Raw genomic sequence first — 26,759 nt, 5'->3', positions numbered from 1 at the left:
GGGGTCACTCGACCGTGACCGACTTGGCGAGGTTGCGCGGCTGGTCGACGTCCAAGCCCTTCGCGGTCGCGAGCTCCATCGCGAACATCTGCAGCGGGGTGACCGCGAGCAGCGGCTCGAACAGCGGGTCGGCGAGCGGGATCGGCACGACCTCGTCGGCGATCTGGATCGCCGCGGTGTCGCCCTGCTCCGCGATCGCGATGACGCGGGCGCCGCGCGCCTTGATCTCCTGGATGTTCGAGATCACCTTGCGCTGCAGCTCGTACGACTCGCTCGGGCTCGGCACGATCACGAAGACGACCTGGCCGGGCTCGATCAGCGCGATCGGACCGTGCTTGAGCTCGCCGGCGGCGAAGCCCTCGGCGTGGATGTACGCCAGCTCCTTGAGCTTGAGCGCGCCCTCGAGGGCGACCGGGTAGCCGACGTGGCGGCCGAGGAAGAGCACGGCGCGGGTGTCGGCCATCCAGCCGGCCAGCTGCGCGATGTCGTCGGAGGCGTCGAGGACCTTCGACAGCTTCTCGGGGATCGCCTGGAGCTCGGCGGCCTGCGAGGCGATGACCTCGGCGGAGGAGGCCCCCCGCACGGTGGCGAGGTGCAGTCCGAAGAGGTAGAGAGCCGCGATCTGCGCGACGAAGGCCTTGGTCGAGGCGACCGCCACCTCCGGGCCCGCGTGCGTGTAGAGCACCGCGTCGGACTCGCGCGGGATCGTCGCGCCCTGCGTGTTGCAGACCGAGAGCGTCTTCGCGCCGTGCTCCCGGGCGTACTTGACCGCCATCAGGGTGTCCATCGTCTCGCCGGACTGGCTGATCGAGACCACGAGCGTGCGCGGGCTGAGGACCGGGTCGCGGTAGCGGAACTCGTGGCTCAGCTCGACCTCGACGGGGACCCGCGCCCACTTCTCGATCGCGTACTTGGCGACCATGCCCGAGTAGGCGGCGGTGCCGCAGCCGATGATCGTGATCCGGTCGATGTCCGTGAGGATCGGGTCCAGGCCCTCGAGCTCGGGGAGCGTGACGACGCCCTCGTGGATGCGTCCGCGGAGCGTGTTGGCGACGGCCTCGGGACCCTCGGTGATCTCCTTCGCCATGAAGCTCGACCAGCCGCCCTTCTCGGAGGCGGACGCGTCCCAGGCGATCTCGAACGGCTCGGTCTCGACGGGCTCGCCGAAGAAGTCGGTGACGGTGACGAGATCAGGGGTGATCGTGACGATCTGGTCCTGCCCGATCGCGACCGCGCGACGGGTGAACTCGACGAACGCCGCGACGTCCGAGCCGAGGAAGTTCTCGCCGTCGCCCAGGCCGATCACGAGCGGGGAGTTGCGGCGGGCGCCGACCACGACACCCGGCTGGTCCTGGTGCAGGGCGAGGAGCGTGAAGGCGCCCTCGAGCCGCGCGACGATCGCCTGGAAGGAGAGCACGAGGTCGCCGGTGCGGCGGTACTCGCGGGCGATGAGGTGCGCGGCGACCTCGGTGTCGGTCTCGCTCTCGAAGACGACGCCCTCGGCGGCGAGCTCCTCCTTGAGCGGCTGGAAGTTCTCGATGATGCCGTTGTGGATGACGGCCAGCTTGCCGTCGTCCGCGAGGTGCGGGTGGGCGTTGCGATCGGTCGGCCCGCCGTGGGTCGCCCACCGGGTGTGCCCGATGCCGGTCGTGCCCTGCGCCAGCGGGTTCGCCTCGAGGTCGTCGACCAGGACGCTGAGCTTGCCGGAGCGCTTGCGGCTGTCGACCACCCCGTCCGCGTCGATGACGGCCACTCCCGCGGAGTCGTACCCGCGGTACTCCAGACGCTTCAGGCCCCCGAGCAGCACGGCCAGGCTGTCACGCGCGCCGACGTATCCCACGATTCCACACATGGGCTCGATCCTAACCGCGCCGGAGGTCCCGATCGCCGCGACGGGGCCGCTGCGCCGTCGGCCGCTAGGATCGGTGCCTATGCCGTCGTCAGCTCGCGAACCCGGCCGCGAGGCGCAGCCCTCCCCGTTCGTCGAGATCGTCCGCTCCGACTGGGCCGAGCTGGCCCGGTCCACGGAGCTCCCGCTGACCGAGACCGAGGTCGTGCAGCTGCGCGGGCTGGGCGATCGGCTGAGCCTCACCGAGGTGGCGGAGGTGTACCTGCCGCTCTCCCGTCTGCTCGCGCTGTACGCCGCCGGCTCCCGTCATCTGCACCGGGCGACGAGCACGTTCCTCGGCGAGCGGGCGCAGCCCACCCCCTTCGTGATCGGAGTCGCCGGCTCGGTGGCGGTGGGCAAGTCCACGATCGCGCGGCTCCTGCGCGAGCTGCTCGCCCGCTGGGAGGACACTCCCCGCGTCGAGCTGGTCACCACCGACGGCTTCCTGCTGCCCAACGCCGAGCTCGAGCGGCGCGGGCTGATGAGCCGCAAGGGCTTCCCCGAGTCCTACGACCGCCGCGCTCTGCTCCGCTTCGTGTCGGAGGTGAAGGGCGGAGCCGCCGAAGTGCGCGCACCCTTCTACTCGCATCTCTCGTACGACATCGTCCCGGACGCGGAGATCGTGGTGCGCCGGCCCGACGTGCTCATCGTCGAGGGGCTGAACGTGCTGCAGCCGCCCGTTCCCGGGCACGGCCTCGCCGTCAGCGACCTCTTCGACTTCACCGTGTACGTCGATGCGCGCACGGGCGACATCGCCCGCTGGTACGAGGAGCGCTTCCTCGCGCTGCAGCAGGGAGCGTTCGCCAATCCGAACTCCTACTTCCACCGCTACTCGACCCTCACGCCGGACGAGGCCCGCGAGCGCGCCCGCAGCATCTGGGACGCGATCAACGAGCCGAACCTCGTGCAGAACGTGCGCCCCACGCGCAGCCGCGCCAGCCTGGTCCTGCGCAAGCAGTCGGACCACGCGGTGTCGTCGGTGCTCCTCCGCAAGATCTGAGCGTCGGGGAACCGCGCGGCGTCGACTTGTCTCGAGCAGGCGGGACTCCGCTCGCAGGAGGGACGCCGCCCCTCCCTCGCTGATCGAGCAGCCCGCGTCTCGAGATCCCCCGGACGCGCGCTCCCTAGGAGCGCAGCCGCTCCAGCACCACATCGGCGAGCGACTGCGCGAGGCGGTCGGCCGTCTCCTGCGTCGTCGCCTCGACCATGACGCGCACCATCGGCTCGGTCCCGGAGGGGCGGAGCAGGACGCGACCGCCCGTGCCGAGCTCGGCGGACGCGTCCGCGACCGCGGCCGCGATGACCTCGTCGTCGTGCACGCCCTCGCGGTCGACGCCGCGGACGTTCACGAGGGTCTGCGGGAACACCTTCATCACCGAGGCCAGCTCGGCGATGCTCTTCCCGGAGCGCGCCATCTCGGCCGCGAGCTGCAGGCCGGTGAGGACACCGTCGCCGGTCGTCGCGAAGCGGCTCATGATGACGTGGCCCGACTGCTCGCCGCCGAGGGAGTAGCCTCCGTCGTTCATCGCCTCGAGCACGTAGCGGTCGCCCACTCCGGTCTCGATGACGCGGATGCCGGCGTCGGCCATCGCGATCTTGAGGCCCAGGTTGCTCATGACGGTGGCGACCAGGACGTTGTCCCGGAGCACGCCGCGTCGGGCCATCGACGTCGCGAGGATCGCCATGATCTGGTCGCCGTCGATGACGCGCCCGGTGGCGTCCACGGCCAGGCAGCGGTCGGCGTCGCCGTCGTGCGCGATGCCCAGGTCCGCTCCGGCCGCGAGGACCGCCTCGGCGACGTGGTCGAGGTGCGTCGAGCCGACGCCGTCGTTGATGTTCAGGCCGTCGGGATCGTTGCCGATCACGGTGACGGTGGCGCCCGCGTCGGTGAAGACCTCGGGCGAGATGCCGGCCGCCGCGCCGTGCGCGCAGTCGATGACGACGTGCAGGCCGTCGAGCCGGGTGCTGCCGAGCGACCCGAGCAGGTGGACCACGTAGCGGTCCTCCGCGTCGGAGAAACGGCGGATCCGGCCGACGTCGGGGCCGGTGGGCGTGAGCGCGGGGACGCCGAGAGCCGCTTCGATGCGGTTCTCGAGCTCGTCGGGCAGCTTGCGCCCGCCCGCGGCGAAGAACTTGATGCCGTTGTCGGCGGCCGGGTTGTGCGACGCCGAGATCATCACGCCGAAGTCGGCCTGCTCGTCGGCGATCAGGTACGCGGTCGCGGGCGTGGGGATGACGCCGGCGTCGAGGACGTCGACTCCGGCGCTGGCGAGTCCGGCGGCGACAGCGGCGCCGATGAACTGGCCGGAGATTCTGGGGTCGCGGGCGAGCACCGCGAGGGGGCGTCGACCCTCCGCCCGGGCGGCCGCACCGAGTACACGGGCGGCCGCCTGGGCGAGGCCGAGAGCCAGGTCGGCCGTGACCTCGCGATTCGCGAGGCCACGGACGCCGTCGGTTCCGAACAGGCGCGTCATAGTGCGCAGTCCACTTCTCCAGCTACTGGTCGCGCGGCCCGAGGGGCCGCACCGACTAGCGCTTCGAGAACTGCGACGCCTTGCGGGCCTTCTTGAGACCGGCCTTCTTGCGCTCGATGACGCGGGCGTCGCGCGTGAGGAAGCCGGCCTTCTTGAGGATGGCGCGGTTGTTCTCGCGGTCGATCTCGTTGAGCGCACGGGCGATGGCGAGGCGCAGCGCGCCGGCCTGGCCGGAGGGGCCGCCGCCGGTGATCTTCGCGACGACGTCGTAGGAGCCGACGAGGTCGAGCACCTTGAACGGGTCGGTGATCAGCTGCTGGTGCAGCTTGTTGGGGAAGTACTCCGCGAACTCGCGGGCGTTGACGGTCAGGCTGCCGGAGCCCGGGACCAGGCGCACGCGGGCGATGGCCTGCTTGCGACGGCCCACGGCTGCGCCGGAGACGTTGAGGACGGCGCGGGGCGTCGAGGACGCCTCGGTGGCCGGGCTTTCGGTGGAGTAGCTCTCGGGAGCCACGTCGATCTGGTCTGCGATCTTCGCCACGGTGTAGGTGATCCTTTGTCTTCGAAGTCTGGGGTGTCGGGGAGGGCCGGAGCCTACTGGGCGACCTGGGTGAAGGCGTACGCCTTGGGCTGCTGCGCCGCGTGAGGGTGCTCGGTGCCCGTGTAGACCTTCAGCTTGCGCAGCTGCGCACGGCCGAGGGAGTTCTTGGGGAGCATTCCGCGGATGGCCTTCTCGACGGCGCGGACCGGGTTCTTCTCGAGGAGCTCGGCGTACGTGGTGGCCGAGAGGCCTCCCGGGTAGCCGGAGTGGCGGTAGGCCTTCTTCTGGAGGAGCTTCTGGCCGGTCAGGGCGACCTTCTCCGCGTTGACGATGATGACGAAGTCGCCCATGTCCATGTGCGGCGCGAAGGTGGCCTTGTGCTTGCCGCGCAGGAGCGCCGCGGCGTGGGTGGCGAGACGGCCGAGCACGACGTCGGACGCGTCGATGACGATCCAGTCGTGCTGGACGTCAGCCGGCTTCGGAGAAAAAGTGCGAGTCACGTGAGTGCTGCTTTCTGGTCGGAGTGAGGTGTTCGTGAATCCCGCTCCGTGGCCGTTCGACCCGCGAGGGGGCCGAACCGATCCGGTGGAGGGCTCAACTTCGGGCGCTCGGCACACGGCCGAAAACACCAAGGGTCGACATTACAGCAAAGATGCCGTCAGCGATAGCGACGACACCGTCAGCGATGGCGACGACGCCGGTCGGCGGCCCTCGCGGGACGGGAGCAGCCGCTCACTCCGTCCCGCCGAGTGCGGCGAGCACGTCCTCGGCGAGCGTCTCGAGCGCGTCCTGCGCGCCCACCGATGACCGGAGGGACACGAGCCGGTCCCCCGCGAGCACCGTGAACGTGGACGCCGGGTCCAGCGCCGGGTCGCCGGGCTGGAAGAAGGCCGCCTCGCCCAGGTCGCTGCCCACGGCGCCGACGGCCGACGCCTGCCGCGCGGTCGCGTCCGCGAGGGTCGCTCCCGTGGCGGACTGGAGCAGCAGCGCAGTGGGATTGCCGGCCATCGACCACGCGCAGGCCCCGAGCTGCTCGGAGGGCGTCGCGAACTCCTCCGGGAGATCCAGGATCGACTCGATCGTCTCGACCGGCAGCACCTGCGCGCAGTCCAGCGTCTCGGCGGTGAGCGTCGGTGCCGCGGGGGCGGCCGGGTCGGTCGTCGCGGGCGTCGTGCCGGCGGCGGGGGTCTGCGTCGCGATGGTGGGCTGCGCCTGCTCCGGGATGTCGACCGTCGTGCCCGAGCAGCCGGCGAGTGCGAGCGCGAGCACGGCAGCGCCGACGAGGGAGGCGGGCGTGGAGCGGATCATGACGGGTCCTCCGCGAGGGGCTCGGCGACCGGCAGGGTGCGGCGCACGCGCGTCTGGGTGGCGCGCTCGGCGAGCGAGGAGTCCTCAGGATAGTCGACCTCGCGCAGGATGAGCCCGCGGGCCGGCATCACCGCGAACGCGTTGGTTCTGGCCGCGTCGTCGCGGAGCCCCTCGACGTCCTCCGCGGCGAGCCGCCCGTGCCCCACTGCGACGCAGGCCCCCACGAGCGCGCGCACCATGCTGTGGCAGAAGGCGTCGGCCCGGAGGTGCGCGTGCAGGACGCCGTCGGAGTCGCGCTCCCAGTCGAAGTCGAGCAGCGTCCGGATCGTGGTCGCGCCCACCCTCGCCCGGCAGAAGGACGCGTAGTCGTGCAGGCCCAGCAGCGACTGCGCCGCCCGGTTCATCGCCTCCTCGTCGACCGACTCCGTGATCCACGTCGTGTACGCCCTCCTCGAGCGGGTGGCGCAGCGACGAGGCGTCCGCCAGCCGGTACTCGTAGCGTCGCCACCGGGCGGAGAAGCGGGCGTCGAACCCTTCGGGCGCTCGCGAGACGCGGTGCACGCTGAGGTCCGAGTACTGCCCGAGGATCCCGCGCAGCCGCCGCTCCAGCACCGCCTCCTGCGGCAGCGTCCCCTCGCCCGCTCGGCGACCACCGCTGAGCCGGATCCACTGCTCCTCGCTGAGGTCGGCGTGCGCGACCTGCGCGCTGGCGTGCACGCCGACGTCCGTGCGGCCCGCCACCGTGACCGTCGTGCGCTCGGGCGTGCGCAGCACCTTCGACAGCGCGTCCTCGAGCACCCCCTGCACCGTGCGGAGTCCGGGCTGGAGAGCCCAGCCCGAGAAGTGGGAGCCGTCGTAGGCCAGGTCGAGGCGGACGCGGTGAAGCACCCGTCGAGTCTAGATCGACGCACCGGGCCTCTCCGGCCGATCGGATCCGGCCTAGAGGCGCACGCCGGCAGCGGCGAGGACGGTCTCCGCCCAGTCGAGCGCTGTGGCGGAGTCCCCGAGGTGCGAGACGATGCGCACTTCGTAGCCGCCGGCCTGGATCGCCAGCTCGCCGGGCTGCGACGCCCCGGCGTCGCGGTCGACGCGGTAGCCGGCGTCGCCCAGGGGCACCGGCGTCGCACCGACGGCCTCCCCCGCACCGACGAAGGTCTCGAGCAGGCGCGCCGGCGCGAGGGTCACCTCGAGCGCGGAGGGGTTGCCCGCGACGGAGTAGGTGCAGCGTCGGCCGTCGCCGACCAGCGCGACCGATCCGCTCGGCAGCCCCGTGCTCTCCTCGATCCGCGAGGCGGGCAGGACGGTCGCGCAGTCCAGGACCGGCTGCGCGGCGGCGGTCGGCTCGGCGGGCACCGGCGTCGGCGTGATCACCGCGGTCGCTCCGGACTGCTCCGGGATCTCGACCACCGGCACGGACGAGCAGCCCGCGAGGACGACGACGAGGGAGAGGACCAGGACGGCCGGTCGTCGGGAGCGCAGACGCACGACTCCCCTTCCGCAGGCTCACCGGGGCGGCGGCCCCGGCCGCACCGGGCGGCGCGGTCGCGCGATGCAGCGCGATGACGCCATCGTAGGCGACGTTACGCGCCACCGGAGTGTCGCCGACCGCCCTCCCGGAACGACGAGAGCCCCCCGTCCCGGAGGACGGAGGGCTCTCGACGATCGCGCGGGACTACTTGGTCTCGCTGGTCTCCTCGACCGGGGCGTCCTCGACGGGAGCGTCCTGGACGGCGGCGACGTCCTCGGACGGCGCGTCCTGGACGTCGGTCTCCTCGACGGGGGCGTCCGCGACGGGAGCCGACGCCGGCGCCGCCGTGGTGCGGGACTTCTTCGCCTTCGGGGTCACGGGCTCGAGGACGAGCTCGATGACCGCCATGGGGGCGTTGTCGCCCTTGCGGGGACCGATCTTGGTGATGCGGGTGTAGCCGCCCTCGCGCTCGGCGACGAGCGGAGCGATCTCGGTGAAGAGCTCGTGCACGACGGACTTGTCGCCGATGGTCGCGAGGACGCGACGACGGGCGTGCAGGTCGCCGCGCTTGGCGAACGTGACGAGGCGCTCGGCGAGCGGACGCAGGCGCTTGGCCTTGGTCTCGGTCGTCTTGATGCTCTTGTGCGTGAACAGGGCCGCGGCCAGGTTCGCCAGCATCAGACGCTCGTGTGCGGGACCGCCTCCGAGGCGGGGGCCCTTGGTGGGCTTGGGCATGGGTTTACTCCAGTACTAAAGGGGTGTCAGCAGGTCGGTCGCGAAGAGCCTCAGGCTCCGGAGCGGAGACCTAGATGCTCTCGTCGTCGTAGCTGTAGAAGTGGGCGCCGTCGAACCCGGGGACCGAGTCCTTGAGCGACAGGCCGAGCTCCGTCAGCTTCTCCTTGACCTCATCCACCGACTTCTGACCGAAGTTGCGGATGTTCATGAGCTGCGTCTCCGAGAGGGCGACGAGCTCATTGACGTTGTTGATGCCCTCGCGCTTGAGGCAGTTGTAGCTGCGCACCGAGAGGTCGAGGTCCTCGATGGGCATCGACAGCTCGGTCGAGAGGACGGCGTCGACCGGCGCGGGGCCGATCTCGATGCCCTCTGCCGCGTTGTTCAGCTCGCGGGCGAGTCCGAACAGCTCGGTCAGCGTGCGACCGGCGGAGGCGATGGCGTCGCGCGGCGTGATCGCGGCCTTCGTCTCCACGTCGACGACCAGGCGGTCGAAGTCGGTGCGCTCGCCGGCACGGGTGGCCTCGACGCGGTAGGTGACCTTCAGCACGGGCGAGTAGATCGAGTCGACCGGGATCTGGCCGGCCTCGGAGAACTCGCTGCGGTTCTGGGTCGCCGACACGTAGCCGCGGCCGCGCTCGATGGTGAGCTCCAGCTCGAACTTCGCCTTGTCGTTCAGCGTGGCGATGACGAGCTCCGGGTTGTGGATCTCGACACCGGCCGGAGCCGAGATGTCGGCGGCGGTGACCTGACCGGCGCCCTGCTTGCGCAGGTAGGCGGTGATCGGCTCGTCGTGCTCCGAGGAGACGACCAGGCCCTTGATGTTCAGGATGATCTCGGTGACGTCCTCGCGGACGCCCGGGACCGTCGTGAACTCGTGCAGGACTCCGTCGATCCGGATGCTGGTGACAGCGGCGCCCGGGATGGAGGACAGCAGGGTGCGACGCAGCGAGTTGCCGAGCGTGTAGCCGAAGCCGGGCTCGAGGGGCTCGATGACGAAGCGGGAACGGAACTCCGAGATGTTCTCCTCGGTGAGCGTCGGACGCTGTGCGATAAGCACTGTTGATTCCTTTCGATCACGTGTCCGCTATATGACACGTGCGTTTGCGAGGTATGAAGTTATGAAAGAAATGCGCGATCCGCCGGTCGGCCGGCGCCCGCCGCGGAGGGCGGGAGCGCGGCCGACCGACGGCTGCGAGTGCTGGTGCTAGACGCGGCGGCGCTTGGGCGGGCGGCACCCGTTGTGCGCCTGCGGGGTGACGTCGTTGATCGAGCCGACCTCGAGGCCTGCGGCCTGGAGGGAGCGGATCGCCGTCTCGCGACCCGAGCCCGGGCCCTTCACGAAGACGTCGACCTTCTTCATGCCGTGCTCCTGAGCCTGGCGCGCGGCCGACTCGGCGGCGAGCTGGGCAGCGAACGGCGTCGACTTGCGCGAGCCCTTGAAGCCGACTCCACCGGACGAGGCCCAGCTGATGACGGCCCCGGAGGGGTCGGTGATCGAGACGATGGTGTTGTTGAACGTCGACTTGATGTGGGCCTGGCCCACTGCGATGTTCTTCTTCTCCTTGCGGCGCGGCTTACGAGCGGCCGACTTGGGGGTAGCCAATGTGTATCTCCTCTAGGTCCGTGTCGCCCGCGTTACTTGCGGCCGGCCTTCTTCTTGCCGGCGACGGTGCGCTTGGGTCCCTTGCGGGTGCGCGCGTTCGTCTTGGTGCGCTGTCCACGGACCGGGAGGCCGCGGCGGTGACGGAGGCCCTCGTAGGAGCCGATCTCGACCTTGCGGCGGATGTCGGCGGCGACCTCGCGGCGGAGGTCTCCCTCCACCTTGTAGTTGCCCTCGATGTAGTCGCGGAGCGCGACGAGCTGGTCGTCGCTGAGGTCCTTGACTCGGATGTTGCCGTCGATCCCGGTGTCGCTGAGGGTCGCGAGCGCCCGAGTGCGGCCGACACCGTAGATGTAGGTCAGTGCGACCTCCACGCGCTTCTCGCGCGGGATGTCTACTCCTGCCAGACGTGCCATTGTGGCTTCTCCTGTTGAGTGAGTGGAGGTGTGATGCAACGCCGGTGCCCCGGCCTCCACCGGGGGTGTCCTCGCCGTTCGTCCCCGCCGGGGCGGGGATGCAGCGCGAGTGGTGACGTTGCGGTTCTGTGTTCTGTTGTGGGGCGGCGGACCGCCCCGGCGCTCCCTGCCGGGAGCAGCGGTCGGGACTAGCCCTGGCGCTGCTTGTGGCGGGGGTTGCTGCTGCAGATGACCATCACGTTGCCGTGGCGGCGGATGATCTTGCAGTGGTCGCAGATGCGCTTGACGCTGGGGTTGACCTTCATGGTTCTGTTCCTTGATTTCGCTGGCGTCGTGCTCCCGGCGGATGCCGGGGCCGTTCCTTACAGGACACGCACGTCGCGAACGGAGCGGGGCGAACGCCTACTTGTAGCGGTAGACGATCCGGCCGCGGGTCAGGTCGTAAGGGCTCAGCTCCACGATCACGCGGTCCTCGGGGAGGATGCGGATGTAGTGCTGACGCATCTTGCCCGAGATGTGGGCGAGAACTTTGTGTCCGTTGGTCAGCTCCACGCGGAACATCGCGTTGGGGAGCGCCTCGACAACCGCACCTTCGATTTCGATGACACCGTCTTTTTTGGCCATAGCCTCACTGTCGTTCGGAAGTAGTGTGTGTACTGGTCGTGCGAATGTTTCCGCGCGATCCTCCCCCGGGCGAGTGCCCGGGATGCGGTGTGCGGGCGTACCGGAGCACGCGCAAAACACCAAGGGTCGATGCTACGCGATTCCGGCCCGCTCCGCCACCTCGGGCGTGTCGCACGAGCGGCCGGACAGGACGCGCCTCCGCCGATCGGCCCCTCGCCGCCGCCTAGGCTGGCTCCCGGGCCCGGGTCGGGCCGACGGAGGGAGTGCCGATGGCGCGCACGAGGAGATCCACGGACCGCGACGGGCGGCGCTGGTACTCGCATCCGCTCGTCACGGTGCTGGTCGCGATCGTCGTCATCGCCCTCGTGCAGACCTTCTTCGTGAAGGTGTACACCGTGCCTACCGGGTCGATGGAGAGCACCCTGCAGGGCGGCGGCTTCTTCGGCGACCGGATCCTCGTCGACCGCACCGCGGCACTGCAGGGCGAGCCGGGGACGGGGCGCATCGTCGTCTTCTCGCGCGACGAGGCGTGGGGGGCCACCGACACGGTCGGGAACCCGCTCTCGGAGGCCGTGAAGTACTTCGGCGACGTGACCAGCATCGGCCCCAGCCACGAGGAGTTCCTCGTGAAGCGCGTCATCGCGTCGGCCGGTCAGACGGTCTCGTGCTGCGACGCCGAGGGGCGGGTGCTCGTCGACGGGCAGCCGCTCGACGAGGACTACGTCTTCGAGGACTTCCCGTTCGACGCCGGGTCGCTCGACTGCTCGACGACGCCCGCCTCGACCCGGTGCTTCCAGGAGTACACGGTGCCGGAGGGCACGCTCTTCGTCCTCGGCGACCACCGCTCGAACTCGAACGACTCGCTCGGGCTCTGCCGCGGCGCGGTCGGACCGATCGACGCCTGCGTCAAGACGGTGCCCGTCGAGCGCGTGGTGGGCCGAGTCTTCGCCGTCGCCTGGCCGCTGACCCGCTGGAGGCTGTTCTGACCCTCGCGGGGAGCACTGACGGACGGGACCCGTTCGGGTCCCGTCCGTCAGTGGGGGGCGTGCTGCCTGCCGCTAGGAGCGCACGACCTCGACGAGCTGCGGGAACAGCGGGTGCTCGGGAGCGAGCCCGGTCACGTCCGAGACGAACTCCTCCGGCGAGAGCGCGGCGAGCTTCTCGCGCAGCTCGACGCTCTGCGGGTCCTCCGGCACGTCGAAGCGCAGCGCGGCGCCGACGGCGGCCAGGAGTCCCGACGGGGTGCGACCCCGCTCGGCGAGCTCGGCCGCGGGGCCGATGAAGCGCTCGTGGCGCGACAGCTTCCGCAGGGGCTGACGGCCGACCCGGTCGACCGTGTCGGTCAGGTACGGGTTGCCGAAGCGCTTCAGGGTCTTCTCGAGGTAGGCCTGCTGCTCCTCGTCGCTGAAGCCGTGCTTCGCCACGATGAGCGCCTTGGTGTCCTCGAGGGCCGCCTTCACCGCGTCGTGCACCTCCGGGATCGCCAGAGCGTCCGAGAGCTTGTGCGCGCCGGCCGCGAAGCCGACGTAGGCCGCCGTCGCGTGGCCGGTGTTCACCGTGAAGAGCTTGCGCTCGATGAAGGGCTCCAGGTCGTCGACGTAGGTCGCGCCCGGCAGCTCCGGCTCGCCGCCCTCGAAGGGGGTGCGGTCGATGACCCACTCGAAGAAGCTCTCGACGGTGACGTCCAGACCCTGCCCCGGCTCCTGGTTCGGCACGATGCGGTCCACCGCGGTGTCGGCGAAGACCGCACGGGAGCGCAGCGTCTCCCACTCGTCCGCGCCGAGGTTCGCGGCGACCTCGGTCTGCAGCAGACGGGTCGCGTTGATCGCGTTCTCGCAGGCCATCACGCTGAGCCGGGCCGCGGACTCGTCCCGGGCCGCGAGGCCCTTCGCGATCACGGGAGCGACGAAGCGGAGGATGTTGGGGCCGACCGCCGTCGTGACGATGTCGGCCGTCGCGATCTCGCGGATCAGGGCCTCCTCGTCGGCGGCCGAGTTCACGGCGCGGAAGCGGTCGACCACGTGCGTGACCGACTCCTCCCCCACCTCGTGCACCTCGTAGCTGTCGGCGGCGGCCAGCTGGTCGATCAGCGCGGCGTTGACGTCGGCGAAGACGATCTCGTAGCCGGCTCCGTGCAGGATCAGCCCGACGAAGCCGCGGCCGATGTTGCCGGCGCCGAAGTGGACGGCCTTGGGCATCAGGAGTTGACCTCCCCGAGGAGCCCGTAGAGCGCCTGCGCGTCGGGGGCGTCGAGGAGCTTCTGCACCTCGTCCTCCTCCGAGAAGATGATGGCGATCTTCGAGAGGATCTCGAGGTGCTCGTTGTTCACGCCGGCGATGCCGACGACGAAGCGCACCTCGTTGCCGTCCCAGTCGATCGGCTGCGCGTAGCGGACGAACGACAGCGCGGAGGAGCGGATCTCGTCCTTCGCGTCGTTGGTGCCGTGCGGGATCGCGAGCAGGTTGCCCATGTAGGTGGAGACGGTCGCCTCGCGGGCGAGCATCGCCTCGTGGTAGGCGGGGGTCACCGCGCCGACTCCCACGAGCATGTCGGCGGCCTCCTTGATGGCTGCCTCCTTCGTGGTGGCGGTGCCGGAGGCGTTGATCTGTCCGATGGTGAGCACTTCGCTCATGGCTTCAGTCCTTCCGATGGTGGGAACAGGCGAGGGAGCCCGCAGGGGCGAGCGGAGCGTGTCCGCCTCGTCGCACCCTACGGGCTCCCTCGTCGTGCTTACTGGATGGTCGCGGGCTACTGGCCGTGCTGTTCGCGGACGAGCGAGACGACCTCGTCGTACTTCGGGCTGTTCATGAAGTTGTCGACGGAGACGTGGATCGCGCCGGGCGTGCGCTGGCGAGCGCGCTCGGTGAGCTCGGCCTGGGTGATGACCAGGTCGACGTCGTCTTCGAGAGCCGCGATCGCCTTGTTGGTGACCGTGACGTCCTCGAAGCCCGCCTTCTTCATCTTGTTGCGCAGGACGGAGGCGCCCATGGCGGACGATCCCATCCCGGCGTCGCAGGCGAACACGATGTTCCGGACCTGGGTCGCGGTCGCGGTGGCACCGGCGACGGAGGCGCCGCTGGAGTCCTGCGGGGTGTTGGCTCCGCCGGCGTTGATGAGCGAGCCGACGGCGCTGTCCTTGCCCTTGTTGGCCTGGTTCGCGGCGACGGCGGCGGCGAGCTTGTCGTCGCCCTCCTGCGCTGCGGCGAGGTCGCTCTTGCGGCCGGCGCGGATGATCACCGAGGCGACCGCGAACGAGACGGCGGCGGCGAGGACGACCGACAGGATGACTCCGATGAAGCTGTCGTTCGCGGTCTGCAGGAGCACCGCGATGATCGAGCCGGGCGAGGCCGGGGCGCGCAGGCCCGAGTTGAAGGCGACGTTCGTGGCGACACCGGTCGCGCCACCGAGGATGACGGCGGCGAGGAGGGCCGGCTTCATCAGCACGTAGGGGAAGTAGATCTCGTGGATGCCGCCGATGAAGTGGATGACCGCGGCACCGGGAGCGGAGGCGCGGGCGGCGCCGACTCCGAAGATCGCGAAAGCGAGGAGCACGCCCAGGCCGGGGCCGGGGTTCGCCTCGAGGAGGAAGAGGAAGGACTTGCCGGTCTCCTCCGCCTGCTGCACGCCGAGCGGGGTGAGCACGCCGTGGTTGATCGCGTTGTTGAGGAACAGGATCTTGGCGGGCTCGATGAAGAGGCTCGTCAGCGGGAGCAGGCCCGCGCCGACCAGCCACTCGACTCCGGCGCCCAGGACGGCCGAGAGGCCCACGACGAGCGGGGCGACGCCGGCGAACGCGACGAGCGCCAGCAGGAGGCCGAGGATGCCGGCCGAGAAGTTGTTGACGAGCATCTCGAAGCCGGGCTTGATCTTGCCGTCCCAGATCGCGTCGACCTTCTTCATGAGCCACGCCGAGAGCGGGCCCATGATCATCGCGCCGATGAACATCGGGATGCCGGCGCCGACGATGACGCCCATGGTCGCGATGGTGCCGACGACGCCGCCTCGGGCGCCGTAGACCATGCGGCCACCGGTGTTCGCGATGAGCAGCGGGAGGAGGTAGGTGATCATCGGGCCGACGAGGCCGGTGTTCACGACGTCGGGGTCGCTGCTCCAGCCGCCGAACTGCTGGACCCAGGTGGCGTCGACGCCGAGCAGCGGCAGCCACCCGGTCTCGATGAAGAGGGCGGTGATGAAGCCCCAGGCGATGAAGGCCGCGATGTTCGGCATGACCATCCCCGAGAGGAAGGTGCCGAAACGCTGGACGTGGACGCGCGCTCCACCGCGCGTCGACGTCGCTGACGTCGTTGTCATGTGGTGTTCTCCGATTCTTGGTGCGGGATCCGACTGTTCCTGAGCGGACGGATCCCGCGGGCGGGTCGTGATGAGGGGTGGTGCACGGGGGTCTGACGGGGTGGTGCGTGACGGCGGCCCGGAGGGCCGGGGGTTCAGGAGGCGGCGATCGCCTCGGTGACGGCGGAGCGCGCCGCAGCGGCGCTGTCCGTCGAGAGCGCGAGCTCCGCGAATCGCTTCGCATCCTCGAGGGAGTGCTCGGCCAGCTCGGCGCGCACGTCGGCGAGAGCCGAGGGCGACATCGAGAGGCTCGTCGCGCCGAGGCCCACGAGGACCACGGCGAGCAGGGGGTCGGCGGCGGCCTCGCCGCAGATGCCGACGGGCTTGCCCAGCGCCGCGCCCGCGCGGCCGACCTCGCCGACGAGGCGGAGGACGGCCGGGTGCCACGGGTCCTGGTACGCGGACACGGTGCCGAGCATCCGGTCCGCCGCCAACGTGTACTGGGTCAGGTCGTTGGTGCCGATGGAGGCGAAGTCCGCGACTCCGAGGATCCGGTCGGCGAGCAGGGCCGAGGAGGGCACTTCGACCATGACGCCCGCGGTGCGGATGCCGAGCTCGCGAGCCATCGTCGTGAAGTAGCGGGTCTCGTCGACGGTCGCGACCATCGGCGCCATGACCCAGAGGTCGGCGTCGGTCGCGGCGTCGGCCTGCGCGAGGGCGGTGAGCTGGTCGCGGAGGATCTGCTCGCTGGCGCGCAGAGCGCGGAGTCCGCGCAGCCCCAGGGCGGGGTTCTCCTCGTGGTCGTCGTTGAGGAAGCTCAGCGGCTTGTCGGCACCGGCGTCGAGCGCTCGGACGACGACCTTCTTCCCCGGGAACGCGGCGAGCAGGCGCGTGTACTGCTCCGCCTGCTCGGCGACGGTCGGCGCGGTCTTCGCGTCGAGGAAGAGGAACTCGGTCCGGAACAGGCCCACGCCCTCCGCTCCCAGCTCGACCGCGCCCTGCGCGCCGTCGGCCGAGCCGAGGTTCGCGAGCAGCGGGACGGCGTGGCCGTCGGCGAGGGCGCCCGGGACGACGGGAGCGGCGAGGCGCTCGGCGCGCTCGGTGATCGCGGCCTTCGCCTCCGTGATCTCGACGTCCGACGGATTCACGGTCACGACGCCGGTGGTGGCGTCGAGGATCACGAGCTGGCCGTCGCGCAGGTCGAGGGCACCGGTGGTGCCGACGATCGCGGTGATCGACTTCTCGCGGGCGAGGATCGCGGTGTGCGAGGTCGGACCGCCGTCGCTGGTGACGAGGCCGAGGACCTTGTCGAGGTCCAGCAGCGCGGTGTCGGCCGGCGCGAGGTCGCGGGCGACCAGCACGAACGGCTCGTCCGACTCGGGTACGCCCGGTGCGGCCACGCCGCGCAGGTGCGCCACGACGCGCTGCGAGACGTCGTCGAGGTCGGTCGCGCGCTCGGCCATGTACCCGCCCATCGCGACGAGGAGGTCGCGGAACCCGGCGAACGCCTCGTGCACCGCCCGCTCGGCCGTCTTGCCGTTCGCGATGCGCGCCTTGACGTCGTCGGCGAGCGACGGATCCTCCGCCATCAGCGCCTGCGCGTCGAGGACGTCCTTCGCGGAGCCGCCCGCGCGCTCCCCGCGGTGGCGGATCGTCGCGGCCGTCGCCGACAGGGACGACACGGCGCGCTCCTCCTCCTGCACGGGAGTGCGCGTGCTCGCCACGTCCTCGGGCTCGGGGAGCGGCTCGGGCATGCGCAGGACGGGCCCGAGGGCGAGCCCGCGGCCGACTCCGGTGCCCTGGAGCTTCGCAGAGGCGTAGGCGGTCGAAGGAGTGGACAGCGTCATGAGTGCTCGGTTCCTGTCGTGCTCTCGTCGGTGAGAGAGCGGGGGTGATCGAGTGGGGTGCGGGGAGGAGCGTCGGGGTGAGCGAGTCAGGAGGGGGTGAGAAGCGACCCATTGAGGGTCGCCGTCGCCTTTCAAGGTCTTCCGCAGCTGCCGGCGCCGTGTGCGCCGGGGCTGCCGCCCTGCGTGACGCGCAGCGTCACGCGTCGTGGTCGGTGGTCAGGAACTCCGCCAGCTCGTCGAGCACGGCCTGCTCGTTGTCGCCCTCGACGGTGAGGGTGAGGTCGTCTCCGTGCTCGATGCCGAGCGAGATGATGCCGAGGATCGACGCGGCGTTGACCGCGGTGGCGTCGCCCTTCTTGACGAGGACCTTCTGGCCCGACTTCGCCGCGGCCTGGCTGAAGAGCGAGGCGGGGCGGGCGTGGAGGCCCTTCGACGATGCGACCTGAACAGTGCGCTCGACCATGAACGTTTCTCCTTGGATCTGCAGCCGGGGCTGCGTCAGTGGTGGCCTGCTCCGGGCTCGGCGCCCGGTGCTGGTCGTCCGGAGGGATCCCCGTCCGCTCCTGCGACGACCGCGCGAGCGGCGAAGAGGACGGGCAGGGTGTCGAGCACGGTGTCGGCACCGTGCACTCCGAAGACGTCGTGCGGGAGGAGGGCGGCCGCGACTCCGACCGCCTCCGCCTGGTGGCGGAGTCCGTCGAACTGCGACTCGAGATGCGGCCCGACCAGGAGGACGTCGGCCTCCGGGAGGGAGTCCGCGAGACCGGCGAGGGTCTCGGAGCGGAACGAGGCGTCCACGCCCCGCTCCTTCGCACCCGCCCGCAGGCGGTGCGCCAGGAACGTGCTCGACGCCCCTGCACCGCAGACGATCAGGATCTTCCGCATACGATCGCCTCCTCGCGCCCGTGTCGTCCTTCAGTGAAGCACCCCTCCCGCGCGGGCGGGGCTGCCGCAGGCAATCTTCCGCAGGGCCGGAAGAGCGCTTCCACGCCGACGGCGCGGGGATTTCCCGGCCCGACTGGGAGATGGTTGACTGCGAGGACCGACGACTCGCCGACCTCGCGACGAGCGGGCCCGCGGCGGGGCGCACGCTCTCCGCGGGATCCCCCTTCGCGCCTGGAGCCCCTGGATGCCTGACAACCGCGAACGCCTGCTGGAGTACCTCTCCCGCGCGGACGGGTGGGTGACCGCGCACGAGCTCGCCGATCGGCTCGGAGTGACCACCCGGAGCGTGCGCAGCTACGTCACCGCGATCAAGACGCAGGCCGCGCCGCTCGAGCCCGTCGAGTCCTCCGCCAACGGCTACCGGCTGGCCCGCGACGCCTACGCCGCGTTCCTCGACGCCCAGCGCAGCCGCTACGTCGAACCGGACACCCCCCGCGATCGTCTGTACGGACTCGTCCGGCGGCTGGTCGACTCCGACGACGGACTCGACGTCGTCGCCCTCGCCGAGGACCTCGCGGTGAGCGAGTCGACGGTGGAGGCGGACCTGAGGCGCGTGAAGTCCCTCGCCGACGAGGCGGGTCTCTCCCTCGCCCGCCTCAGCGCGACCGTCCGGCTCGAGGGCAGCGAGGAGGCGAGACGCCGCCTGATCTCGCGCATGTTCCGGGACGAGAGCGCCCAGGGCGTCTTCACCCTCGACGACGTGCAGCGGGAGTTCGCCTCCCCCGGTCTCGGGGCGTTCAAGACCGAGCTGCTGGGCGCCCTCGAGGAGCGCGGCTACTACATCAACGACTACGGCGTGAACAGCGTCCTGCTGCACATCGCCATCGCCGTCGACCGCGTCTCGCGCGGCATCGGGGACTCGTCGGCGGGGCACCCCTCCCCCGCTCTGCACGGCGAGCTCGCCGCACTGCTCGCCGAGCTGGTCGAGCGCCACTACGCGACGCGGCTCACGGACGCCGAGCTGGCCCAGCTCGCGATCCTGATGACCACCCGCGTCGCGACTCCCGGGCAGAACGAGCCGGTCGCCGCCGTCGTCGAGAACTACGTCGATCCCGAGGACCTCGCCGTGGTCCGGGAGCTGGTCGCCGAGGTGAACCGCGAGTACCTGGTGGACCTCGACGACGAGGGCTTCATCGTGCGCCTCGCCCTGCACGTCCGGAATCTCATCGCCCGGGCGTCCGAGGGCGGCTACTCCCGCAATCCGCTCACCCGCTCCATCAAGACCAGCTTCCCGATGACGTACGAGATCGCGGTCTTCCTCGCCTCGGGACTCCAGCGCCGCCGCGGCATCCTCGTGAACGAGGACGAGATCGCGTACATCGCCCTGCACGTGGGCTCGTTCCTCGAGCGTGTCTCGCGCCGCGAGGAGCGGCTGTCCTGCGTCATCGTCTGCCCCAACTACTACGACCTCGCGCACATGCTCAGGCTCCGGGTCGAGCGCTCACTCGGCACCGAGGTCGAGGTCCGCTCGCTGATCACCCGGAGCGACGTCGACTGGGACCGCCTGACCGCCGATCTGGTGATCACCACGATCGACGAGCGGCCGTACGCCGACGACGTGGTCGTCGTGCAGCCGTTCCTCACCGATCACGACGTCGACTCCGTCCGTCGAGCGATCGCCCGGGTCCGCCGGCACCGGCGCCGCGCGCAGATCAAGGACGAGCTGCTGCAGTTCTTCGACGAGTCGCTCTTCTTCCGCAACCTCCACGCGCGCGACGAGTCCGCCATGATCCGCCTCCTGGGCGAGCGGATGATCGCGCAGGGCATCATCGACGACGATTACGTCGCCGGCGCGATCGAACGCGAGCGGATGAGCTCCACGGCCTTCACCGACAATCTCGCCGTGCCGCACGCCATGGCGATGAGCGCGCGGCGCACCTCGATCGCGATCGTCGTGAACGACGTGCCGATGGAGTGGGGCGAGCAGCGGGTGAACGTCATCGCGATGATCGCGTTCGCGTCGGCGGGCCGCAGCACCTTCCAGTCGGTCTTCGACCAGTTCGTGGAGGTCTTCTCGGAGCGCGCGGAGGTGCAGCGGCTGATCCGCCGCTCCACCGACTTCGGCGCCTTCATCGAGGAGCTGGTGAGGGTGTTCGACAGCTAACTGTCGGACACCCTCACCAGCTCCTCCCAGGCGGCAGCCGGGCGGTCCAGTGGACCGCCCCGCCGCGGAAGACCGCGATCCGTGACGGCGACCCTCAATGGGTCGCATCCGCATCCCCCGGTGTTGCAGGCGGAGAAAGGTCTCGATACGCCGCCCCGCGGCTATCCGACCAGCAGGAGGCGCGACAGATCCTCCCCGCTCTGCTCCACGCGATCGGCGTCGGCACGATCCCGTACGGTGCGAGCGCCGCCGCTCGATGCGTCTCTGCGGGGCTGCTCGACCAGCAAGGGGACCGCCGTCGCGTCTGCTCCTCCGGTCCGAGCCGTCGTGCTGTCTGCAACCGAGGTCGGGACGGCCCGCGGGTTCCGTTCGAGTCGCCCGCGCGGCTCCTGACCTCGGTTGCGAACGGCTCGGCCCGCAGAACCAAGGCTGACTGAGGAGATCCGAGCGGGAATCACCGGATCGCGTCGTGGAGCCTTGCGTAGAGGCCCACCGGGAGTGGTGGGTCTCTGAGGAGAAGTCCCCTCGTACGCGTGGCGACCGGGTCGGCAGCAGCCGACTTCTCCCTCACCGCTGAGACGCGAAGCCGCTTCGCCGCTCGGCACGCCGCTGCGCGGCTGCTCGATGAGCGGATCGAGCCACACTCGCGCCTAATTCACGCGATCGGCGTCGGCGCGATCCCGTACGGCGCGAGCCCCGCCGCTCCCCCGTCGGCGAGCGTCGTCACCCAGATGCCGTCGCGGTGCACCGCGACGGAGTGCTCCCAGTGCGCGGACATGCTGCCGTCGACGGTCGCGACCGTCCACTCGTCCTCGCGCACGACGGTCTCGGCGCTGCCGGCCGTCACCATCGGCTCGATCGCGACGACGAGCCCGGGCTTCACCTCGGGTCCGCGCTGGCGCACCCGGTAGTTGAAGACGGGCGGCGCCTCGTGCATCGAGCGGCCGATGCCGTGGCCGATGTAGTCGGTCAGGATCCCGTAGACGCGGCCCGACTTCTCGGCCTCGTCCTCGATGTACTCCTCGATCGCCGCACCGATCTCGTTGAGGTGCCGGGCGGAGGCGAGGGCGGCGATGCCGCGCCAGAGCGAGCCCTCGGTCACGCGCGACAGCTCGGCCCGCGCCGCGACCTCCTCCGGGCGGGAGGGGTCCGGCAGCACGAGGGTCATCGCGGAGTCGCCGTTCCAGCCGTCGATCTCGGCGCCGCTGTCGATCGAGACGATGTCACCCGCGGCGAGGACGCGCCCACCGGGGATCCCGTGCACGACCTCGTCGTTCACCGACGCGCAGACCGTGTGCCGGTAGCCGGGCACCAGCTTGAAGTTCGAGTGCCCGCCGCGCTCGATGATCGCGGCCTCCGCGATCGCGTCCAGCTCGAGCGTGGTGACGCCCGGACGGATCGCGGCGCGCACGGCATCGAGCGAGGCGGCCGTCGCGAGCCCCGGGGCCAGCATCGACCGCAGCTGCGCGGGCGTCTTGTAGAGGGAGGAGCGGAACCCCACGGCGTCAGGCGGCCGACGGGTCGTCGACCAGCCGACTCACCCGGTGGCCCTCGAGGGCCACGACGATCCGATCGGTGACCTCCTCGACGGGCCCGAGGCCGTCGACGACGACGACGAGGCCGCGGCGGGCGTAGACGTCGATGAGCGGAGCGGTCTGCTCCTCGTAGAGCGCGAGCCGGCGGCGGATGACGTCCTCGGTGTCGTCGCTGCGCCCCTGCTCGTGCGAGCGCTTCAGCAGTCGCGTCACGACCTCGTCGGTGTCGGCCGTCAGCTGCACGACGGCGTCGAGGCTGTTGCCGTCCGCAGCGAGGATGCGGTCGAGCTCGTCGACCTGCTCCGTGGTGCGCGGGTAGCCGTCGAGGAGGAAGCCCGTCTTGACGTCCGCCTCCTGGAGGCGGTCGTGCACGATCGCGTTGGTGAGCTCGTCCGGCACGTAGCGACCGGCGTCGAGGAAGGCCTTGGCCTGCAGGCCCAGCTCGGTCTCGTTCGCGACGTTCATCCGGAAGATGTCGCCGGTCGAGACGGCCGGGACGCTCAGGATCTCGGAGAGTCGCGAGGCCTGAGTGCCCTTGCCGGCGCCGGGAGGGCCGATCAGCAGGAGACGGAAGCCCACCACCGGGGTCGCGGTCATCGGAGGAGCCCTTCGTAGTGGCGCTGCTGCAGCTGCGAGTCGATCTGCTTCACGGTCTCCAGTCCGACTCCGACGATGATCAGGATGGACGTGCCGCCGAACGGGAAGTTCTGGTTGGCGCCGACCAGCGCGAGCGCGACCAGCGGGACCAGGGCGATCAGGCCGAGGTAGATCGATCCGGGGAGCGTGACGCGGGTGAGCACGTAGTTGAGGTACTCGGCCGTCGGGCGGCCCGCGCGGATGCCGGGGATGAAGCCGCCGTAGCGCTTCATGTTGTCGGCGACCTCGTCCGGGTTGAACGTGATGGCCACGTAGAAGTACGTGAAGCCCACGATCAGCAGGAAGTAGAGCGCCATGTAGAGCGGGTGGTCGCCCTGCGTGAGGTAGTTGGTGATCCAGGTCACCCAGGCGGGTGCCTCCTGGCCGGCCGCGGGCTGGTTGAACTGCGCGATCAGAGCGGGCAGGTAGAGCAGCGAGGACGCGAAGATGACGGGCACGACCCCGGCCATGTTCACCTTGATCGGGATGTAGGTGTTGTTGCCGCCGTAGGTGCGGCGACCCACCATCCGCTTGGCGTACTGCACCGGGACGCGGCGCTGCGACTGCTCGACGAAGACGACCGCGACGACGAGGAGGAGACCGACGCCCAGGACGAGGAGGAAGGTCTCGAAGCCGCGCGACTGCGCGATGGACCAGAGGGAGGTGGGGAACTGCGCCGCGATCGAGGTGAAGATCAGGAGCGACATGCCGTTGCCGATGCCGCGCTCGGTGATGAGCTCGCCCATCCACATGATGATGCCGGTGCCGGCGGTCATGGTGATGACCATGAGCAGGATCGAGTACCAGGCGTCGGTCGTGATCAGCTGCGAGCACTCGGGAACGCCTGAGGAGCCGAAGAGGGCGCCGGAGCGGGCGACCGTGATCAGGGTGGTGGACTGCAGGACGCCCAGCGCGATGGTGAGGTAGCGCGTGTACTGCGTCAGCTTGCCCTGACCGGACTGTCCCTCCTTGTAGAGGGTCTCGAAGTGAGGGATGACCACGCGCAGCAGCTGCACGATGATCGACGCCGTGATGTACGGCATGATGCCGAGCGCGAAGATCGACAGCTGGAGCAGGGCTCCACCGCTGAAGAGGTTGACGAGCTCGTAGAGACCGGAGGTCCCCTGGTTGCCGGCGAGACAGGCCTGCACGGCGCTGAAGTCGACGAACGGAGCAGGGATGAAGGATCCCAGCCGGAAGATCGCCACGATCGCGAGAGTGAAGCCGATCTTGCGGCGGAGGTCGGGGGTGCGGAAGATCCGCGCAACGGCGCCAAACACTACCTAAGGTCTCCTGCTCAGTTCTTGGTGCGGGATACAGGTCGAGCTTGCCACGCGCCCCCCGGAGGGAGTCGGCGTGACAAGCTCGACCGACAAGCTGCTGGTGCTACTTGATGGATCCGCCCGCGGCGACGATCTTCTGCTCAGCAGAGCTGGAGACCTTGTCGACCGCGACGTTCAGCTTAACCGCAATGTCCCCATCGCCGAGAACCTTGACCTTCTCGTTCTTGCGAACGGCACCCTTCGCGACGAGGTCGCTGATGGTGACGTCACCGCCCTGAGGATAGAGGTCGGCGAGAGCCGAGAGGTTGACGACCTGGTACTCGACGCGGAACGGGTTCTTGAACCCGCGCAGCTTCGGAGTGCGCATGTGCAGAGGCATCTGCCCACCCTCGAAGCCGATGCGCACCGTGTAGCGGGCCTTCGTGCCCTTGGTGCCGCGACCGGCGGTCTTGCCCTTCGAGCCCTCACCGCGTCCGACGCGGGTCTTGGCCTTCTTGGCACCCGTGGCCGGGCGGAGGTGGTGGACCTTGAGCACGTGCTCCTTGGTCGCCGGAGCGTCGGCCGAGGCCGCGCCCTTCGTGGACGTCTTCGCGGGAGTCGTCGACTCCGGCGCGACGGCCTGGTTCTTGTCAGCCATTAGTCAATCTCCTCAACCTTCACCAGGTGGGCGACGGTCTTCACGTATCCGCGGTTCTGAGAGTTGTCCTCGCGGACGACGCTCTGACCGATCTTCCTGAGACCGAGCGAGCGCAGCGTGTCGCGCTGGTACTGCTTCTCGCTGATCTTCGACTTGATCTGGGTCACCTTGAGCTGGGCCATCACTTGCCTGCCTTCGCGCTGGACGCGGCGGCGAGGGCATCGGCCTCGGCACGGACGAGACGGGCCGGAGCGACCTGGTCGAAGTCGAGACCACGACGGGCGGCAACGGCGCGCGGCTCCTCGAGCTGCTGGAGAGCCTCGACGGTCGCGTGGACGATGTTGATGGTGTTCGACGAGCCGAGCGACTTGCTCAGGACGTCGTGGATGCCGGCGCACTCGAGCACGGCGCGGACGGGACCACCGGCGATGACACCGGTACCGGCGGCGGCGGGGCGCAGGAGCACCACACCGGCCGCTGCCTCACCCTGGACGGGGTGCGGGATGGTCGAGCCGACGCGCGGGACGCGGAAGAAGTTCTTCTTCGCCTCCTCGACGCCCTTGGAGATGGCGGTCGGGACCTCGCGGGCCTTGCCGTAGCCGACGCCCACCAGTCCGTTGCCGTCGCCGACGACGACGAGCGCGGTGAAGCTGAAGCGACGACCGCCCTTGACGACCTTCGACACGCGGTTGATGGTCACGACGCGCTCGAGGAACTGGCTCTTCTCGGCGTCACGGCCACCGCGGTCGCGGCCACCCTGGTTGCGGTCGCGGCCGCCGCGGCGGGGCTCGCGAGCCTCCTGCTGCGGCTGCGTGGACGCAGCGGTCTCGACGGGGGCCTCCGACACAGCGGCGACCTCGGGTTCCTTGTTCTCTGCGGCGCTCACAGGTTGAGCCCTGCCTCTCGTGCTCCATCGGCGATCGCGGCGACGCGACCGGCGTACTTGTTGCCTCCGCGGTCGAAGACGACCGCCTCGACACCGGCGTTCTTCGCGCGCTCGGCGACGAGCGCGCCGACCTTGCGGGCCTTGGCGGTCTTGTCACCCTCGAACACGCGCAGATCGGCCTCGAGCGTAGACGCCGACGCGAGGGTACGACCCTGGGCGTCGTCGACGATCTGCACGAAGACGTGGCGGGCCGAGCGGTTGACGACGAGGCGGGGGCGCTCGGCGGATCCGACGACCTTCTTGCGCAGGCGGTCGTGACGACGACCGCGAGCGGCGGACTTGCTCTTTCCTCTGGTTCCGAGACCCATGATTACTTACCGCTCTTTCCGGCCTTGCGGCGAACGACCTCGCCGGCGTAGCGCACGCCCTTGCCCTTGTAGGGCTCGGGCTTGCGGATCTTACGAATGTTGGCGGCCACCTCACCGACGGCCTGCTTCGAGATGCCGTGCACGGTGAGCTTGTTGTTGCCCTCGACCGTGAACGAGATGCCCGCAGGCGGGGTGACGACGACCGGGTGCGAGAAGCCGAGCGCGAACTCGATGTCCGAGCCCTTGGCGACGACGCGGTATCCGGTGCCGACGACCTCGAGGCCCTTGGAGTAGCCCTGCGTGACACCGATGATGTCGTTCGCGATGAGCGTCCGGGTGAGGCCGTGGAGCGAGCGCGACTCGCGCTCGTCGTCGGGGCGCGAGACCAGCACCTGGCTGTTCTCGACGGAGACCTGGATGGGGCTGGCGACCGGGACGGTCAGCTCGCCCTTGGGGCCCTTGACGGTCACGACGGATCCGGCGACGGAGACGTCGACGCCCGCCGGGATCTCGATGGGGAGTCTTCCAATACGCGACATGAGGGGTTACCACACGTAGGCGAGGACTTCCCCACCCACGCCCTTCTTCTCGGCCTGGCGGTCGGTCAGCAGACCGCTCGAGGTGGACAGGATTGCGACGCCGAGGCCGCCGAGCACGGTGGGGATCTCGGAGGACTTCGCGTAGACGCGCAGACCCGGCTTCGAGACCCGCTTGATGCCGGCGATCGAGCGCTCGCGGTTCGGGCCGTACTTGAGGGAGATGGAGAGCGTCGTGCCGACGCGCGCCTCCTCGACCTTCCAGTCGGCGATGTAGCCCTCGCGCTGGAGGATCTCGGCGATGTTCGCCTTGAGCTTCGAGCCCGGCAGGGTGATGGAGTCGTGGTGCGCGGAGTTCGCGTTACGGATTCTGGTCAGCAGATCTGCGACCGGATCAGTCATGGTCATGGCTGATGGTGCCTTTCTCGCCTGGTTTCGGCACCCTTTACAAGAGTGACGACCTGTGGTGTGGGACGGCGCCGACGACGTCGACGCCCATGCGGCCGCGCGAACGCAGGCCAACGAGCCATGGTACATGGCCGAGGGCCGGCGGTCGAGGGCCGATTCTCACCGCGACTCCCGGAGGAGTGCGGCTCCGTCCTTGCACGCGGACGTGCAACGAGGTCGGGGGCGGTTCT

Annotated in this window: 30 protein-coding genes and 1 pseudogene; 3 read left to right on the top strand and 28 right to left on the bottom strand. The window is 70.1% G+C overall.

Annotation, left to right across the window (positions count from 1 at the left end; translation table 11 throughout):
• Window positions 1-4: 4 nt before the first annotated feature.
• Window positions 5-1,852, bottom strand: a complete 1,848-nt coding sequence (glmS, locus tag AC0CID_RS18365) for a glutamine--fructose-6-phosphate transaminase (isomerizing) (protein WP_207403154.1) — start codon at window positions 1,850-1,852, stop codon at window positions 5-7.
• Window positions 1,853-1,931: 79 nt separating this feature from the next.
• On the opposite strand from glmS, the gene coaA reads away from it, so the two are divergent.
• Complete coding sequence (coaA, locus tag AC0CID_RS18360; RefSeq protein ID WP_251945879.1) at window positions 1,932-2,888, top strand: type I pantothenate kinase; 957 nt, start codon at window positions 1,932-1,934, stop codon at window positions 2,886-2,888.
• Window positions 2,889-3,012: 124 nt separating this feature from the next.
• Here coaA and glmM read toward each other — a convergent pair whose 3' ends face one another.
• From glmM to infA, 12 genes and pseudogenes are all read right to left on the bottom strand, one after another.
• On the bottom strand, window positions 3,013-4,362 hold the full coding sequence (gene glmM / locus AC0CID_RS18355) for a phosphoglucosamine mutase (RefSeq protein WP_207403156.1): 1,350 nt from the start codon (window positions 4,360-4,362) through the stop codon (window positions 3,013-3,015).
• Window positions 4,363-4,417: 55 nt separating this feature from the next.
• Window positions 4,418-4,903, bottom strand: a complete 486-nt coding sequence (gene rpsI, locus AC0CID_RS18350; protein ID WP_194607437.1) for a 30S ribosomal protein S9 — start codon at window positions 4,901-4,903, stop codon at window positions 4,418-4,420.
• Between the two features lie 53 nt (window positions 4,904-4,956).
• Window positions 4,957-5,403: a 50S ribosomal protein L13 gene (rplM, locus tag AC0CID_RS18345; protein ID WP_207403157.1), complete on the bottom strand. Its 447-nt coding sequence runs from the start codon at window positions 5,401-5,403 to the stop codon at window positions 4,957-4,959.
• Between the two features lie 232 nt (window positions 5,404-5,635).
• Window positions 5,636-6,211: a hypothetical protein gene (locus AC0CID_RS18340; protein WP_465227911.1), complete on the bottom strand. Its 576-nt coding sequence runs from the start codon at window positions 6,209-6,211 to the stop codon at window positions 5,636-5,638.
• Window positions 6,208-7,099, bottom strand: a pseudogene (gene truA, locus AC0CID_RS18335) (tRNA pseudouridine(38-40) synthase TruA). Before truA ends, AC0CID_RS18340 begins: the two are co-directional and overlap by 4 nt.
• A gap of 51 nt (window positions 7,100-7,150) precedes the next feature.
• Complete coding sequence (locus AC0CID_RS18330) at window positions 7,151-7,696, bottom strand: hypothetical protein (RefSeq protein ID WP_465227910.1); 546 nt, start codon at window positions 7,694-7,696, stop codon at window positions 7,151-7,153.
• A gap of 187 nt (window positions 7,697-7,883) precedes the next feature.
• On the bottom strand, window positions 7,884-8,414 hold the full coding sequence (gene rplQ, locus AC0CID_RS18325) for a 50S ribosomal protein L17 (RefSeq protein ID WP_465227909.1): 531 nt from the start codon (window positions 8,412-8,414) through the stop codon (window positions 7,884-7,886).
• Between the two features lie 70 nt (window positions 8,415-8,484).
• Window positions 8,485-9,471 (bottom strand): DNA-directed RNA polymerase subunit alpha, encoded by a 987-nt coding sequence (locus AC0CID_RS18320; protein WP_173248947.1) that lies wholly within the window; start codon window positions 9,469-9,471, stop codon window positions 8,485-8,487.
• A 147-nt stretch (window positions 9,472-9,618) separates the two neighbouring features.
• On the bottom strand, window positions 9,619-10,017 hold the full coding sequence (gene rpsK, locus AC0CID_RS18315) for a 30S ribosomal protein S11 (protein WP_055787170.1): 399 nt from the start codon (window positions 10,015-10,017) through the stop codon (window positions 9,619-9,621).
• A gap of 32 nt (window positions 10,018-10,049) precedes the next feature.
• Complete coding sequence (rpsM, locus tag AC0CID_RS18310; RefSeq protein ID WP_207403162.1) at window positions 10,050-10,430, bottom strand: 30S ribosomal protein S13; 381 nt, start codon at window positions 10,428-10,430, stop codon at window positions 10,050-10,052.
• Window positions 10,431-10,618: 188 nt separating this feature from the next.
• Window positions 10,619-10,735: a 50S ribosomal protein L36 gene (rpmJ, locus tag AC0CID_RS18305; protein WP_055787164.1), complete on the bottom strand. Its 117-nt coding sequence runs from the start codon at window positions 10,733-10,735 to the stop codon at window positions 10,619-10,621.
• 97 nt (window positions 10,736-10,832) lie between these two features.
• Window positions 10,833-11,054 carry a translation initiation factor IF-1 gene (gene infA / locus AC0CID_RS18300; protein WP_022883252.1) on the bottom strand — a complete coding sequence of 74 codons (222 nt, stop codon included), beginning with the start codon at window positions 11,052-11,054 and terminating at the stop codon, window positions 10,833-10,835.
• Between the two features lie 269 nt (window positions 11,055-11,323).
• On the opposite strand from infA, the gene lepB reads away from it, so the two are divergent.
• Window positions 11,324-12,040 (top strand): signal peptidase I, encoded by a 717-nt coding sequence (gene lepB, locus AC0CID_RS18295; protein ID WP_465227908.1) that lies wholly within the window; start codon window positions 11,324-11,326, stop codon window positions 12,038-12,040.
• Window positions 12,041-12,112: 72 nt separating this feature from the next.
• On the opposite strand, the gene AC0CID_RS18290 is transcribed toward lepB, so the two are convergent.
• From AC0CID_RS18290 to AC0CID_RS18265, 6 genes are all read right to left on the bottom strand, one after another.
• Window positions 12,113-13,252 carry a mannitol-1-phosphate 5-dehydrogenase gene (locus tag AC0CID_RS18290; protein WP_465227907.1) on the bottom strand — a complete coding sequence of 380 codons (1,140 nt, stop codon included), beginning with the start codon at window positions 13,250-13,252 and terminating at the stop codon, window positions 12,113-12,115.
• On the bottom strand, window positions 13,252-13,686 hold the full coding sequence (locus AC0CID_RS18285) for a PTS mannitol transporter subunit IIA (RefSeq protein ID WP_207403165.1): 435 nt from the start codon (window positions 13,684-13,686) through the stop codon (window positions 13,252-13,254). Before AC0CID_RS18285 ends, AC0CID_RS18290 begins: the two co-directional genes overlap by 1 nt.
• Before the next feature lie 116 nt (window positions 13,687-13,802).
• Window positions 13,803-15,365, bottom strand: coding sequence for a PTS mannitol transporter subunit IICB (locus tag AC0CID_RS18280; protein ID WP_465227906.1), 1,563 nt, complete (start codon window positions 15,363-15,365; stop codon window positions 13,803-13,805).
• A 134-nt stretch (window positions 15,366-15,499) separates the two neighbouring features.
• Window positions 15,500-17,191 (bottom strand): phosphoenolpyruvate--protein phosphotransferase, encoded by a 1,692-nt coding sequence (ptsP, locus tag AC0CID_RS18275; RefSeq protein WP_207403167.1) that lies wholly within the window; start codon window positions 17,189-17,191, stop codon window positions 15,500-15,502.
• Window positions 17,192-17,387: 196 nt separating this feature from the next.
• Window positions 17,388-17,654: an HPr family phosphocarrier protein gene (locus AC0CID_RS18270; protein ID WP_107574610.1), complete on the bottom strand. Its 267-nt coding sequence runs from the start codon at window positions 17,652-17,654 to the stop codon at window positions 17,388-17,390.
• A gap of 35 nt (window positions 17,655-17,689) precedes the next feature.
• Window positions 17,690-18,076, bottom strand: coding sequence for a PTS sugar transporter subunit IIB (locus AC0CID_RS18265; protein WP_207403168.1), 387 nt, complete (start codon window positions 18,074-18,076; stop codon window positions 17,690-17,692).
• Window positions 18,077-18,320: 244 nt separating this feature from the next.
• Here AC0CID_RS18265 and AC0CID_RS18260 point away from each other — a divergent pair, with 244 nt between their 5' ends.
• The gene (locus AC0CID_RS18260) at window positions 18,321-20,240 is read left to right on the top strand and encodes a BglG family transcription antiterminator (protein WP_465227905.1); all 1,920 of its coding nucleotides are present in this window, start codon (window positions 18,321-18,323) and stop codon (window positions 20,238-20,240) included.
• Window positions 20,241-20,895: 655 nt separating this feature from the next.
• Here AC0CID_RS18260 and map read toward each other — a convergent pair.
• The 9 genes from map to rpsH form a co-directional block, all read right to left on the bottom strand.
• Complete coding sequence (gene map, locus AC0CID_RS18255) at window positions 20,896-21,741, bottom strand: type I methionyl aminopeptidase (RefSeq protein WP_207403170.1); 846 nt, start codon at window positions 21,739-21,741, stop codon at window positions 20,896-20,898.
• Window positions 21,742-21,745: 4 nt separating this feature from the next.
• On the bottom strand, window positions 21,746-22,372 hold the full coding sequence (locus AC0CID_RS18250; protein ID WP_207403171.1) for an adenylate kinase: 627 nt from the start codon (window positions 22,370-22,372) through the stop codon (window positions 21,746-21,748).
• A complete protein-coding gene (gene secY / locus AC0CID_RS18245; protein ID WP_207403172.1) occupies window positions 22,369-23,691 on the bottom strand; it encodes a preprotein translocase subunit SecY in 1,323 nt (440 codons plus the stop codon). Before secY ends, AC0CID_RS18250 begins: the two co-directional genes overlap by 4 nt.
• A 106-nt stretch (window positions 23,692-23,797) precedes the next feature.
• Window positions 23,798-24,331 (bottom strand): 50S ribosomal protein L15, encoded by a 534-nt coding sequence (gene rplO, locus AC0CID_RS18240; RefSeq protein ID WP_251944133.1) that lies wholly within the window; start codon window positions 24,329-24,331, stop codon window positions 23,798-23,800.
• On the bottom strand, window positions 24,331-24,513 hold the full coding sequence (gene rpmD, locus AC0CID_RS18235) for a 50S ribosomal protein L30 (protein ID WP_077221985.1): 183 nt from the start codon (window positions 24,511-24,513) through the stop codon (window positions 24,331-24,333). The genes rplO and rpmD overlap by 1 nt, the downstream gene beginning before the upstream one ends.
• On the bottom strand, window positions 24,513-25,217 hold the full coding sequence (gene rpsE / locus AC0CID_RS18230; protein WP_055787117.1) for a 30S ribosomal protein S5: 705 nt from the start codon (window positions 25,215-25,217) through the stop codon (window positions 24,513-24,515). The genes rpmD and rpsE overlap by 1 nt, the downstream gene beginning before the upstream one ends.
• Window positions 25,214-25,585, bottom strand: coding sequence for a 50S ribosomal protein L18 (rplR, locus tag AC0CID_RS18225; RefSeq protein WP_207403174.1), 372 nt, complete (start codon window positions 25,583-25,585; stop codon window positions 25,214-25,216). The genes rpsE and rplR overlap by 4 nt, the downstream gene beginning before the upstream one ends.
• Window positions 25,586-25,587: 2 nt before the next feature.
• Window positions 25,588-26,124, bottom strand: coding sequence for a 50S ribosomal protein L6 (gene rplF / locus AC0CID_RS18220; protein ID WP_055787111.1), 537 nt, complete (start codon window positions 26,122-26,124; stop codon window positions 25,588-25,590).
• 6 nt (window positions 26,125-26,130) lie between these two features.
• Complete coding sequence (gene rpsH, locus AC0CID_RS18215; RefSeq protein WP_207403175.1) at window positions 26,131-26,529, bottom strand: 30S ribosomal protein S8; 399 nt, start codon at window positions 26,527-26,529, stop codon at window positions 26,131-26,133.
• Window positions 26,530-26,759 lie beyond the last annotated feature (230 nt).

The organism is Rathayibacter sp. AC451 (assembly GCF_979253095.1).
Note: the sequence above shows the minus strand (reverse complement) of the source record. Positions and strands in the feature narration are given on the sequence as shown.